The 13,037-nt window shown below is 55.2% G+C and carries 11 protein-coding genes and 1 riboswitch; of the genes, 8 read left to right on the top strand and 3 right to left on the bottom strand.

What is annotated here, in order from left to right:
- Nucleotides 1-237: 237 nt before the first annotated feature.
- A complete protein-coding gene (gene argE / locus ACOTY9_RS20400; RefSeq protein WP_014885690.1) occupies nt 238-1,389 on the bottom strand; it encodes an acetylornithine deacetylase in 1,152 nt (383 codons plus the stop codon).
- An 88-nt stretch (nt 1,390-1,477) separates the two neighbouring features.
- Here argE and argC point away from each other — a divergent pair, with 88 nt between their 5' ends.
- The 4 genes from argC (at nt 1,478) to oxyR (ending at nt 5,959) form a co-directional block, all read left to right on the top strand.
- Entirely contained in the window at nt 1,478-2,482 is a 1,005-nt protein-coding gene (argC, locus tag ACOTY9_RS20395) for an N-acetyl-gamma-glutamyl-phosphate reductase (RefSeq protein WP_047027616.1), read from the top strand.
- 6 nt (nt 2,483-2,488) lie between these two features.
- A complete protein-coding gene (argB, locus tag ACOTY9_RS20390; protein WP_086527814.1) occupies nt 2,489-3,265 on the top strand; it encodes an acetylglutamate kinase in 777 nt (258 codons plus the stop codon).
- Between the two features lie 77 nt (nt 3,266-3,342).
- The gene (gene argH, locus ACOTY9_RS20385; protein ID WP_047365887.1) at nt 3,343-4,716 is read left to right on the top strand and encodes an argininosuccinate lyase; all 1,374 of its coding nucleotides are present in this window, start codon (nt 3,343-3,345) and stop codon (nt 4,714-4,716) included.
- Between the two features lie 325 nt (nt 4,717-5,041).
- Nucleotides 5,042-5,959 (top strand): DNA-binding transcriptional regulator OxyR, encoded by a 918-nt coding sequence (oxyR, locus tag ACOTY9_RS20380; protein ID WP_421637395.1) that lies wholly within the window; start codon nt 5,042-5,044, stop codon nt 5,957-5,959.
- Here oxyR and sthA read toward each other — a convergent pair.
- Nucleotides 5,942-7,342, bottom strand: a complete 1,401-nt coding sequence (gene sthA / locus ACOTY9_RS20375) for a Si-specific NAD(P)(+) transhydrogenase (protein WP_014885685.1) — start codon at nt 7,340-7,342, stop codon at nt 5,942-5,944. The genes oxyR and sthA overlap by 18 nt on opposite strands.
- Nucleotides 7,343-7,538: 196 nt before the next feature.
- On the opposite strand from sthA, the gene fabR reads away from it, so the two are divergent.
- Nucleotides 7,539-8,177: an HTH-type transcriptional repressor FabR gene (fabR, locus tag ACOTY9_RS20370; protein ID WP_008501784.1), complete on the top strand. Its 639-nt coding sequence runs from the start codon at nt 7,539-7,541 to the stop codon at nt 8,175-8,177.
- 9 nt (nt 8,178-8,186) lie between these two features.
- Entirely contained in the window at nt 8,187-8,546 is a 360-nt protein-coding gene (locus tag ACOTY9_RS20365; protein ID WP_008501783.1) for a YijD family membrane protein, read from the top strand.
- A gap of 56 nt (nt 8,547-8,602) precedes the next feature.
- Here the strand turns inward: ACOTY9_RS20365 and trmA are convergent, their stop codons facing one another.
- Nucleotides 8,603-9,703, bottom strand: a complete 1,101-nt coding sequence (trmA, locus tag ACOTY9_RS20360; RefSeq protein ID WP_023338877.1) for a tRNA (uridine(54)-C5)-methyltransferase TrmA — start codon at nt 9,701-9,703, stop codon at nt 8,603-8,605.
- A 104-nt stretch (nt 9,704-9,807) separates the two neighbouring features.
- Nucleotides 9,808-9,983: riboswitch (cobalamin riboswitch) on the top strand.
- 66 nt (nt 9,984-10,049) lie between these two features.
- Between trmA and btuB the strand changes: the two genes are divergently transcribed.
- Together btuB and murI are read left to right on the top strand one after the other, a co-directional pair.
- On the top strand, nt 10,050-11,897 hold the full coding sequence (btuB, locus tag ACOTY9_RS20355) for a TonB-dependent vitamin B12 receptor BtuB (RefSeq protein WP_048996438.1): 1,848 nt from the start codon (nt 10,050-10,052) through the stop codon (nt 11,895-11,897).
- On the top strand, nt 11,842-12,693 hold the full coding sequence (gene murI / locus ACOTY9_RS20350) for a glutamate racemase (RefSeq protein WP_014885682.1): 852 nt from the start codon (nt 11,842-11,844) through the stop codon (nt 12,691-12,693). The genes btuB and murI overlap by 56 nt, the downstream gene beginning before the upstream one ends.
- Nucleotides 12,694-13,037 lie beyond the last annotated feature (344 nt).

Below are 13,037 nucleotides of genomic sequence, written 5' to 3'. Positions count from 1 at the left end.
CCATGCGAAAAACTGCTGGACAATATTTTGTCATCTCCCTTTATAAAGCCACGTAAAACCCCCGTCGTCAATTGCTGCGAAAACGGTTCAGCAAACGAATAAATGCGGGCAATTTACGAAATTTAATTCGCATTGCGTCAGATAAGAGATGCTTATGGGAATGTGACGGAGATCATGCGATTTGTTGCCCTCACTCTAACCCTCTCCCACCGGGAGAGGGTTAGAGTCGGTGCGGTTTTAATGCCAGCAGAAGTGGTGCACAACCTGGGTAATCAACTCGCGAGTGGGCTTGATGAAGCGGGTTTCCAGATACTCATCCGGCTGGTGCGCCTGGTTAATGGAGCCAGGGCCAAGGACCAGCGTCGGACACAGCGTCTGAATGAACGGCGCTTCGGTGCAGTAGTTCACCACGTCGGTTTTTTCACCAAGCAGTTTTTCCACCACTTCAACCAGCTGATGATCCGGAGGGCACTCATAACCCGGGATCGGCGGATGCAGTTCGGAGACCGTCAGGCGGCCCGGCCAGCGCTCGCTCACCGGGGCCAGTGCTTCATTCAGCAAGCCGTCGAGATCGCTCAGCGTCATACCCGGCAGCGGGCGGATATCCATATGCAGTTCGCAGCAGGCGCAGATACGGTTGGAGGCATCGCCGCCGTGCAGGCTGCCGAGGTTTAGGGTCGGATACGGCACGGTAAACGCGTCATAGTGATAACGTTCTTTCAGCGAGTCGCGCAGGGTCATGATGCGGCCGATGGCGTCATGCATCAGCTCAATCGCATTTACGCCGCGCGCCGGATCGCTGGAATGACCGGACTGGCCCAGCACGCGCACGGCCGTCGAGATATGACCTTTGTGCGCGCGAATCGGTTGCAATGACGTCGGCTCGCCGATAATGGCGCAATCCGGGCGAATCGACGTGTTTTCAGAGAAGTAGCGCGCGCCCGCCATGCTGGTCTCTTCGTCGGCGGTCGCCAGAATGTAGAGCGGCTTTTTCAGTTTTGTCACGTCCACGTCACGCAGCGCGTCGAGGATAAAGGCGAAGAAGCCTTTCATGTCGGCGGTGCCGAGACCATAGAGTTTGTTGTCGTGCTCGGTCAGGGTGAACGGATCGCGGGTCCAGCGGCCATCGTCAAACGGCACGGTGTCGGTATGACCGGCAAGCAGCAGGCCGCCCGCACCGGTTCCGGTGCTGGCCAGCAGGTTAAATTTATGACGGGTTCCGGGGACGGGCTGTACCTCAACGTTAAACCCAAGATCGCTAAACCAACCCGCCAGCAGATTGATTAAAGACTCATTGCTTTGATCCAGCGCTTCTTCCGTTGCACTGATGGACGGTGTGGCAATCAGGGCGCGGTAGATCTCGATAAATGGCGGTAAGTTCATTTTCATTGTTGACACACCTTAGGTCGTGATAGTATCAATATTCATGCAATAAATGTGAATAAAAATACATTAACGTTGAGCATAAAGGAACCCGATGTTGAATACGCTGATTGTAGGCGCTAGCGGTTATGCGGGCGCAGAGCTTGTAAGCTACGTGAATCGCCATCCACATATGACCATAACCGCTTTGACCGTGTCAGCGCAAAGCAATGATGCAGGAAAGTTAATTTCCGATTTGCATCCGTGGCTTTTGGGCATTGTCGATCTGCCGCTGCAGCCGATGTCTGACATCAGTGAGTTCACCGACGGCGTTGACGTGGTGTTTTTAGCCACTGCGCACGAAGTCAGTCATGACCTGGCACCGCAGTTCCTGGCAGCCGGCTGCGTGGTGTTCGATCTCTCCGGCGCGTTCCGCGTTAACGACGGCGCGTTCTACGAAAAATATTACGGTTTCACCCATCAGCACCCCGATCTGCTTGAAAAAGCGGTTTACGGCCTGGCGGAGTGGAGCACAGACAAACTCAAAGAAGCGGATCTGATTGCCGTGCCAGGCTGCTACCCGACGGCGGCGCAACTTTCCCTGAAGCCGCTGATCGACGCAGGTCTGCTGGATCTGAACCAGTGGCCGGTGATCAACGCCACCAGCGGCGTGAGCGGAGCAGGGCGCAAAGCGGCGATCTCTAATAGCTTCTGCGAAGTGAGCCTTCAGCCGTATGGCGTGTTTAATCACCGCCATCACCCTGAAATCACGACGCATCTGGGTACGGACGTCATTTTCACGCCGCATCTGGGCAGCTTCCCGCGCGGCATCCTTGAAACCATCACCTGCCGCCTGCAACCGGGCGTGACCAAAGAGCAGGTGAGCGAGGTCTTCACGCAGGCGTATGCGGATAAACCGCTGGTGCGTCTGTATGACAAAGGCGTGCCGGCGCTGAAAAATGTGGTCGGGCTGCCATTCTGCGACATCGGCTTTGCCGTACAGGGCGAGCACCTGATTGTGGTCGCTGCAGAAGATAACTTACTCAAAGGCGCTGCCGCACAGGCAATGCAGTGTGCAAATATTCGTTTCGGCTTCCCTGAAACGCAGGCTCTTATTTAAGGTGTGATGATGAACCCATTAATTATCAAACTCGGTGGTGTACTGCTGGACAGCGAAGAAGCGCTGGAGCGTCTGTTTACCGCGCTGGTGAACTATCGTGAATCACACCAACGTCCGCTGGTGATTGTGCACGGCGGCGGCTGCGTGGTAGATGAGCTGATGAAAGGGCTCAACCTGCCGGTGAAAAAGAAAAACGGCCTGCGCGTCACGCCCGCTGACCAGATTGACATCATTACCGGTGCGCTGGCGGGAACGGCGAACAAAACGCTGCTGGCATGGGCGAAGAAACATCATATCGCCTCCGTTGGTCTCTGTCTGGGGGATGGCGACAGCGTAAAAGTGACCCAGCTCGATGAAGAACTGGGCCACGTTGGACTGGCGCAGCCGGGTTCGCCTAAGCTGATTAACACGCTGCTGGAAGGTGGTTTCCTGCCAGTGGTGAGCTCTATCGGCGTGACCGAAGAGGGCGAACTAATGAACGTTAACGCGGATCAGGCGGCAACGGCTCTGGCGGCTACGCTGGGCGCAGACCTGATCCTGCTTTCCGACGTGAGCGGCATTCTGGACGGCAAAGGCCAGCGCATCGCGGAAATGACCGCGGCCAAAGCCGAACAGCTGATCGCGCAGGGCATCATTACTGACGGCATGATCGTCAAAGTGAACGCCGCGCTGGATGCCGCTCGCACGCTGGGTCGCCCGGTGGATATCGCCTCCTGGCGTCACGCGGAACAACTGCCGGCGCTGTTTAACGGCACGCCGATTGGCACGCGTATTTTAGCGTAATCGATTTAATGTTTTGTAGGCCCGGTAAGCGCAGCGTCACCGGTCAATGAAATTCAAAGATATTAAGGAAGCATGTTATGGCACTTTGGGGTGGGCGTTTTACACAGGCAGCGGATCAGCGGTTCAAACAGTTCAATGACTCTTTGCGCTTCGACTACCGCCTGGCCGAACAGGATATTGTCGGCTCTGTGGCCTGGTCCAAAGCGCTAGTAACCGTTGGCGTGCTGACCGCAGAGGAGCAGCTGCAACTGGAAGAGGCGCTGAATAACCTTCTGGAAGAGGTGCGTCTGGATCCGCAGCAAATCCTGCAGAGCGATGCCGAAGATATTCACAGCTGGGTGGAAGGCAAACTTATCGACAAAGTCGGTCAGTTGGGTAAAAAGCTACACACCGGCCGTAGCCGTAACGACCAGGTTGCGACCGACCTGAAGCTGTGGTGTAAAGAGACCGTTGGCGAGCTGCTGGCAGCTAACCGTCAGCTGCAGAGCGCGCTGGTAGAGACCGCGCAGAACAACCAGGACGCCGTGATGCCGGGCTATACCCACCTGCAACGCGCGCAGCCGGTGACCTTTGCCCACTGGTGTCTGGCCTATGTTGAGATGCTGGCGCGTGACGAAAGCCGTCTGCAGGACACCCTGAAACGTCTGGATGTCAGCCCACTGGGCAGCGGCGCGCTGGCCGGTACCGCGTATGAAATCGACCGTGAGCAGCTGGCAGGCTGGCTGGGCTTTGCCTCTGCCACCCGTAACAGCCTGGACAGCGTCTCTGACCGTGACCATGTACTGGAGCTGCTCTCCAATGCGTCTATCGGGATGGTGCATCTGTCGCGCTTTGCCGAAGACCTGATCTTCTTTAACTCCGGTGAAGCCGGTTTTGTGGAGCTGTCCGACCGCGTGACGTCCGGATCTTCCCTGATGCCGCAGAAGAAAAACCCGGACGCGCTGGAGCTGATTCGCGGCAAGTGTGGCCGTGTGCAGGGCGCACTTACCGGTATGATGATGACCCTGAAAGGGCTGCCACTGGCTTATAACAAAGATATGCAGGAAGACAAAGAAGGGCTGTTCGACGCGCTCGACACCTGGCTGGATTGTCTGCATATGGGTGCGCTGGTGCTGGATGGCATTCAGGTGAAACGTCCGCGCTGCCAGGAAGCGGCGCAGCAGGGGTATGCCAACTCCACCGAGCTGGCGGATTACCTGGTCGCGAAGGGCGTACCGTTCCGTGAAGCGCACCATATTGTGGGCGAAGCGGTGGTGGAGGCGATTCGTCAGGGTAAACCGCTGGAAGACCTGGCGCTTGCTGACCTGCAGAAGTTCAGTGCGGCTATCGGGGAGGATGTCTATCCGATTCTGGCGCTGCAATCCTGCCTGGATAAGCGTGCCGCGAAAGGCGGCGTGTCGCCGAAGCAGGTCGCGCAGGCGATTACGGATGCGAAAAACCGGTTGGTTTGATCGGTGCGGGTGGGTGCCCTCACCCCGGCCCTCTCCCACAGGGAGAGGGAGCAAACACTAAAAATGGCAACTTCGGTTGCCATTTTGCGTTTACCTCGGGCTTTTTTGTGCAAAAAAAAGCGGACCACGGGGTCCGCAAAAGTTCACGTTGGCTTTAGTTGTTCGAGTTTTGAGAGAAACTCGATGACGGTGCGGGGACGTCAAGGGTCAAACACGTGCCGCCTCGTCTATGTGGTGTATTATTCAACAGAAAGCTTGATAGGGATAATCGTTCGTTGCTATGCTATCTATCGCCATGAACTATCGTGGCGACGGAGGATGAATAATGAATATTCGTGATCTTGAATACCTGGTAGCGCTAGCCGAGCACCGCCATTTTCGCCGTGCTGCAGATTCCTGCCACGTCAGCCAGCCGACGCTGAGCGGTCAGATCCGCAAGCTGGAAGATGAGCTGGGCGTAATGCTGCTGGAGCGCACCAGTCGTAAGGTACTGTTCACCCAGGCCGGTTTGTTGCTGGTGGATCAGGCGCGCACCGTGCTGCGCGAGGTCAAAGTGCTCAGGGAAATGGCAAGCCAGCAGGGGGAAGCGATGTCCGGCCCACTGCATATTGGCCTGATCCCAACCGTTGGCCCGTATCTTTTGCCGCACATCATTCCAATGTTGCACCAGACTTTCCCAAAACTCGAAATGTACCTGCATGAAGCGCAAACCCATCAACTGCTGGCGCAGTTAGATAGCGGCAAGCTCGACTGCGCTATTCTGGCGCTGGTGAAAGAGAGCGAAGCGTTTATTGAAGTGCCGCTGTTCGATGAGCCAATGATGCTGGCGATCTATGAAGATCACCCGTGGGCGAACCGCGATCGCGTGCCGATGGCCGATCTGGCCGGTGAAAAGCTGCTGATGCTGGAAGATGGCCACTGTCTGCGCGATCAGGCAATGGGCTTTTGCTTTGAAGCGGGTGCCGACGAAGATACCCATTTCCGCGCAACCAGCCTGGAAACGCTGCGTAATATGGTGGCGGCGGGAAGCGGGATTACGCTGCTGCCTGCGCTGGCCGTGCCGCGCGAGCGTAAGCGTGATGGCGTGGTTTATCTGCCGTGCATTAAGCCTGAACCGCGTCGCACGATCGGCCTTGTTTATCGTCCGGGGTCACCGCTGCGCAGCCGCTATGAGCAGCTGGCAGAGGCCATCCGCGGTGCGATGGATGGCCATTTCGATAACGCGTTAAAACAGGCGGTTTAAGCCGTTCAGCGCGGCGACCCGATAGGCTTCTGCCATAGTCGGGTAGTTAAAGGTGGTGTTAACGAAGTACTCAATGGTGTTACCGCCGCCTTTTTGCTCCATGATCGCCTGGCCGATGTGAATGATTTCCGCCGCGCGCTCACCAAAGCAGTGAATGCCGAGGATCTCTTTCGTCTCGCGATGGAACAGGATTTTCAGCGTCCCCACGCTCATTCCGACAATTTGCGCCCGCGCCAGATGTTTAAACTGCGCGCGACCCACCTCATATGGCACTTTCATTGACGTCAGCTGCTGCTCGGTTTTCCCTACGGAACTGATTTCCGGAATGGTATAGATGCCGGTCGGGATATCTTCGATCAGATGCGCCGTCGCTTCACCTTTCACCAGCGCCTGTGCGGCAATACGGCCCTGGTCATAAGCGGCAGAGGCCAGGCTTGGGTAACCAATCACGTCGCCGACCGCGTAAACGTGCGGCAGGGCAGTCTGGTACATGCTGTTGACCTTCAGCTGACCGCGGCTGTCGGTCTCAAGTCCGATATTCTCCAGCTGCAGGGAATCGGTGTTGCCGGTACGACCGTTGGCGTACAGCAGGCAGTCCGCTTTCAGCTTCTTACCGGACTTAAGGTGCATGATCACACCGTCGTCGCAACCTTCAATCTTCTCGTATTCTTCGTTGTGGCGAATCACCACGCCGCTGTTCCAGAAGTGGTAGGAGAGAGAGTCTGACATCTCCTGATCGAGGAATGCCAGCAGGCGGTCGCGCGTGTTGATGAGATCAACTTTGACATCCATTCCGCGGAAGATCGACGCATATTCGCAGCCAATGACCCCTGCGCCATAGATGATGACGTGGCGGGGTTCATGGTGCAGGCTCAGAATCGAGTCGCTGTCGTAAACGCGCGGGTGCGAGAAGTCGACGTCGGCCGGGTGGTAAGGGCGCGATCCGCAGGCAATCACAAATTTTTCGGCGGTGAGTGTCTCAACCGAACCGTCGTGGCATTCAAGTGCCAGGGTGTGTTCATCCACAAAATGCGCGTTGCCCTGCAAAATCTCACAGTGGTTACGCTCATAAAACCCCTGGCGCATGCGCGTCTGCTGGTTAATGACGGTATCCGCATGATTCAGGATGTCGGCAAAGGAGGAACGAAGAAGTCGGGAGTGGTCGCTGTAAAGAGGGTTCTGGTTAAATTCGATAATGCGGCTAACGGCGTGGCGGAGGGCTTTTGAAGGGATGGTGCCCCAGTGGGTGCAACCGCCGCCGACATTATGGTAGCGCTCAATGACCGCTACTCTGGCTCCCTGTTTCACCAGACCCATAGCAGCGCCTTCGCCTCCGGGGCCGGAACCAATAACTATTGCGTCGTAATCGTAGGAATGTGGCATGGTAAGGCTTACCTGTTCTTATACATAAAAGCAACAGAATCATAACATCATTGCCAGGGTAACCCAATTATCGTTGTGCTTTTTTCCGGCAGTGGAGCACAAACCGCACGTAAACAATCATTCACAAAGCCAGGCAAACAGATTAATTTTATTCTCTGGTATAGTGCCAGCAGGCCTTTGGAAGGATTCAACTATCGTGATGGGCGTAAGAGCACAACAAAAAGAGAAAACCCGGCGTTCGCTGGTGGAAGCCGCATTCAGTCAACTGAGTGCCGAGCGGAGTTTTGCCAGTTTGAGCCTGCGCGAAGTCGCACGCGAGGCCGGGATTGCGCCAACGTCCTTCTATCGTCATTTCCGTGATGTGGATGAACTGGGCCTGACCATGGTCGATGAAAGCGGTCTGATGCTGCGCCAGCTGATGCGCCAGGCACGTCAGCGTATCGCCAAAGGGGGGAGCGTGATACGCACCTCCGTGTCGACCTTTATGGAATTTATTGGCAATAACCCCAACGCTTTTCGTCTTCTTTTGCGCGAGCGTTCGGGCACATCGGCGGCGTTTCGTGCCGCCGTCGCGCGTGAAATTCAGCACTTCATCGCGGAACTTGCCGACTATCTTGAACTCGAAAATCATATGCCGCGTGCGTTTACTGAAGCACAGGCTGAGGCGATGGTGACGATTGTTTTCAGCGCGGGTGCCGAAGCGCTGGATGTCAGCATTGAACAACGCAAACAGCTCGAAGAGCGACTGGTATTGCAGCTCAGGATGATCTCCAAAGGCGCGTACTACTGGTATCGCCGTGAACAAGAGAAACTGGCACATCAAACCGAAGAGTGAAGGTGAGTAATGAAACAGTCAGGTCAGGATAAAGGGACGCTGTTGCTGGCATTGATCGCTGGCTTATCCATTAATGGGACGTTTGCCGCTATTTTTAGCTCAATTGTTCCGTTTTCGATTTTCCCGCTTATTGCGCTGGTGCTGACGGTGTACTGCCTGCATCAACGTTACCTGAACCGCACCATGCCGGTGGGGTTACCGGGGCTGGCCGCTGCCTGCTTTATTCTCGGCGTATTGCTGTATAGCACCGTGGTGCGTGCGGAGTACCCGGATATCGGATCTAACTTCTTCCCTGCGGTACTGTCTGTGGCGCTGGTATTCTGGATTGGCTCGCGCATGCGTAGCCGTAAGAGCCAGTTACCAGAGTAATGAATTATTTGTAGGGCAGGTAAGCGAAGCGCCACCTGCCAAAACCGGCCTACAGATCACCGTGCGGTCAGTAAAACGCCGCACTCCATATGGTGCGTATACGGGAACTGATCGAACAGCGCCAGACGTTCAACTTTGTGCGTCTGGCTTAATGTTTCGAGGTTCTTGCACAGCGTCTCCGGGTTACAGGAGATGTACAAAATGCGCGGGTACGCCTGCACCATCTTTTCGGTTTCGCTGTCCAGGCCACTGCGCGGCGGGTCGACAAAAATCGTCTCACACTGGTAGCTCTTCAGGTCGATCCCTTCCAGGCGGTTAAACGCCCGCACGCCGTTCATGGCCTGCGTGAACTCTTCTGCGGCCATACGAATGATCTGCACGTTGTCGATATGGTTAGCGGCAATGTTGTACTGCGCGGCGGCAACTGACGGCTTGGCAATTTCGGTTGCCAGAACGCGATCAAAGTTACGTGCCAGGGCCAGGGAGAAGTTGCCGTTACCGCAGTACAGCTCAAGCAGGTCGCCTTTAGATCCTTCCGTCGCCTTGAGCGCCCACTCCAGCATCTGCACGTTCATCGCGGCGTTCGGCTGAGTGAAGCTGTTCTCGACCTGACGATAAATCATCTCTTTACCCGCTACCGGCAAACGCTCATCGACGTAATCCTGATCCAGCATGATTTTGGTTTTGGTCGCGCGGCCAATCAGGTGGACATTGATGTTCTGCGCACGCAGCGCATCGCGCAGGGCTTCTGCCTGTTCGCGCCATTCGTCGGTCAGCGCTTTGTGGTAGAGCAGAGAGACAATCGCCTGATTGCTTTGCGTGGTCAGATAGTCAATCTGGAACAGCTTATGACGCAGCACCGGATTATCGCGTACACCGTCAATGATCAGGGTCATCAGCTGGTTGATGAGCTCACTCGCCGCCGGGAAGCTGTCCACGCGAATGCGGGATTTTGTCTGCTGATCGAAAATGATGTGGTACAGGTCATCTCCGTCGTGCCAGATGCGGAACTCGGCGCGCATGCGGTAGTGGCTGACGGGAGAGCGGAACACCTCGGGAACGGGCGCGTTGAACGGCGTCATCATACTTTGCAGGCGGACGACTTTCTCTGCCAGCTGCGCGTCGTACTGTTCTGTCGGGAGGTGTTCTGGGGTCATGATGCGTCCTGAGTGATAAAGAATTACGCGGGGATTGTAGGCATTGTGCAGGGGATGTCCAGATTTAATGGCTCATAGCTGTCTGGACATCTATACGTGTCTAATTGTAGCATTCTGTTTCCGGTCTCCTGAGAGTGAAAAGGGAATCCAGTGTAATTCTGGAGCTGACGCGCAGCGGTAAAGACTGGCGGGATGAACGTTGTAGACACTGTGAAAATGGGAAGTCTTCATCCGTATAACGCCACCTAGCCCGAAGACCTGCCGGGATCACGTCGCATTTGGTTTCATCATCGCGTGCTATCGATGGGGCCTGCGGCATCCTTCTTATATTGTGGATGCTTTAACAATGATTAAAAAAGTATCGCTGTTGACGGCGCTGTCCGTCACGGCATTTTCGGGCTGGGCGCAGGATAGCGCCGACTCGTTGGTGGTGACGGCAAATCGTTTTGAACAACCTGAAAAAACTATTCTGGCGGCAACCTCCGTTGTCACGCGTGCCGATATTGACCGCTGGCAGTCAACCTCGGTCTTGGATGTTATGCGTCGCCTGCCCGGTGTGGATACGGCGCAAAGTGGTGGGATGGGTCAACTCTCTTCTCTCTTTATACGTGGTACCAACTCCAGCCACGTCCTGATTCTCGTTGATGGCATCCGTCTTAACCAGGCGGGCGTCACGGGATCGTCCGATCTCAGCCAGTTCCCCATCGCTCTGGTGCAGCGTATCGAATACGTTCGTGGCCCGCGTTCGGCAGTGTATGGCTCGGATGCGATTGGTGGCGTAGTGAACATCATCACCACCCGTGCAAAGGACGGTACGACCCTGAATGCAGGCGTAGGATCGCACGGTTACCAAAACTATGGCGGCAGCACTCAGCAGACGCTGGGTGACAGCACGCGCGTCACGCTTGCGGGTGATTACACCTATACCAAAGGTTTCGATGTGGTCGCGGACGGCAACAACGGTGGCCTTGCCCAGACCGATCGCGACGGCTTTATGAATAAAACGCTCTATGGCGCAGTGGATCACGCATTCTCAGACCAGTGGAGCGGATTTGTTCGCGGCTTTGGCTACAGCAACCGTACGGCCTACGACGGTTATTACAGTTCATTTACGCCTGACGTACTGGTCGATACCCGTCAGCTCTATAGCCAGACCTGGGATGCAGGATTGCGCTTCAACGATGACATCTTCCATTCACAGCTGCTCACCAGCTATAGCCACAGCAAGGACTATAACTACGACCCGAATTTGGGCCGTTACGATTCGACTGCGACACTGGATGAAATCAAACAGTACAACGTCCAGTGGCTCAACTCTGTTGATGTGGGTCACGGGAACATTGGCGCGGGCGTTGACTGGCAGAAGCAGAGCACTGAACCGGGTACAAACTATGTGACCAACGGCTATGACTTGCGTAACACCGGCGTTTACCTGACGGGGTTGCAGCAGTTTGGTGATGTCACTCTGGAAGGGGCAGTTCGCAGCGATGACAACTCTCAGTTTGGTCGTCATGGCACCTGGCAAAGCAGTGCAGCGTGGGAGTTCGTGGACGGTTACCGCTTCATTGCCTCTTATGGTACGGCCTATAAAGCACCCAATCTGGGGCAACTCTATGGCTTCTATGGCAATGACCATCTTGATCCCGAAGAGAGCAAGCAGTGGGAAGGCGCGTTTGAAGGCCTGACTGCGGGGGTGAGCTGGCGCGTTTCCGGCTACCGTAATGACGTTGATAATCTCATCGACTTCAATAATAACCTCCAGCAATATTACAACGTCGGTAAAGCACGCATTAAAGGTGTGGAAGCGACAGCATCGTTTGATACGGGTCCGTTGACGCATACTGTGGGCTACGACTATGTGGATGCCCGCAATGCAGCAACCAACGAACTTCTGGACCGTCGTGCTAAGCAGCAGGTGAAATATCAGCTCGATACGCAGATCTATGATTTCGACTGGAGCCTGACTTATCACTATCTCGGTACGCGTTACGACACTGACTTTGGTACTTATCCGTCAGAGAAAGTAAAAATGGGTGGTGTCAGCCTGTGGGATGTCGCAGTTTCGTATCCTGTCACCTCACACCTCACAGTTCGTGGTAAAATAGCCAACCTGTTCGATAAAGATTACGAGACAGTTTATGGCTACCAAACTGCAGGACGGGAATACACCTTGTCTGGCAGCTACACCTTCTAATCCGCGTCCCACCGTGCTGGTATTTGATTCCGGCGTCGGTGGGCTTTCGGTCTATGATGAGATTCGGCATCTCCTGCCGGATCTCCATTACATTTACGCTTTCGATAATGTCGCGTTCCCGTACGGGGAAAAGAGTGAGGACTTTATCGTCGAGCGCGTGGTTGAAATCGTCACCGCAGTGCAAAAGCGCTATCCCCTTGCTCTGGCCGTCATCGCCTGTAATACGGCGAGCACCGTTTCCCTTCCCGCCCTGCGTGAAAAATTCCCGTTCCCGGTTGTGGGCGTCGTGCCTGCAATCAAGCCTGCGGCACGTTTGACGGCGAACGGCATTGTGGGATTGCTGGCCACGCGAGGTACGGTAAAGCGTCCTTATACCCGCGAGCTGATCGAGCGTTTTGCTAACGAATGCCAGATTGCGATGCTCGGTTCGGCAGAGCTGGTGGAGATGGCCGAAGCGAAATTGCATGGACAGGCGGTATCACTCGACGAGCTGCGTCGTATTCTTCGTCCATGGTTGCGGATGCCCGAACCCCCGGATACGGTTGTGCTCGGCTGCACCCACTTCCCGTTACTACAGGAAGAGCTGTTAGAGGTACTACCGGAGGGAACACGGCTGGTGGATTCCGGTGCGGCTATCGCGCGTCGTACGGCCTGGCTGCTGGAACATGAAGCGCCTGATGCGAAATCAGCCGATGCGAATATTGCTTTTTGTATGGCAATTACGAAAGAGACTGAGCAACTTTTACCCGTTTTACGCCGTTATGGCTTTCAAACGCTCGAAAAACTGGCGCTATAGCACGGTTTTGAGCAAAAAAGAGACGGTTGAAAGTTTTTTTTAAAAGAGGGGTTGTCAACGTCTGAGAACTCCCTATAATGCGCCTCCACTGACACGGAACAACGGCTTACAGGCCGCCGGGTTAGCGGGGTTCAGAGATGAACGCCAACAGAGAAAAGCAAAAATAATCGCTTGACTCTGAATGAGGAAAACGTAATATACGGGACCTCGCAACGGTGAGCTGAAAGCCGCGTTGCAACTGCTCTTTAACAATTTATCAGACAATCTGTGTGGGCACTCAAAGTGACATGGATTCTTAACGTCCTCGGACGAAAAATGAATACCAAGTCTCTGAGTGAACATAC

The sequence above is a fragment of the Enterobacter cloacae complex sp. SHL012 genome, from assembly GCF_049237505.1.
GTDB classification, from domain to species: domain Bacteria; phylum Pseudomonadota; class Gammaproteobacteria; order Enterobacterales; family Enterobacteriaceae; genus Enterobacter; species Enterobacter kobei.
This window is presented reverse-complemented; position numbering and strand designations above follow the sequence as displayed.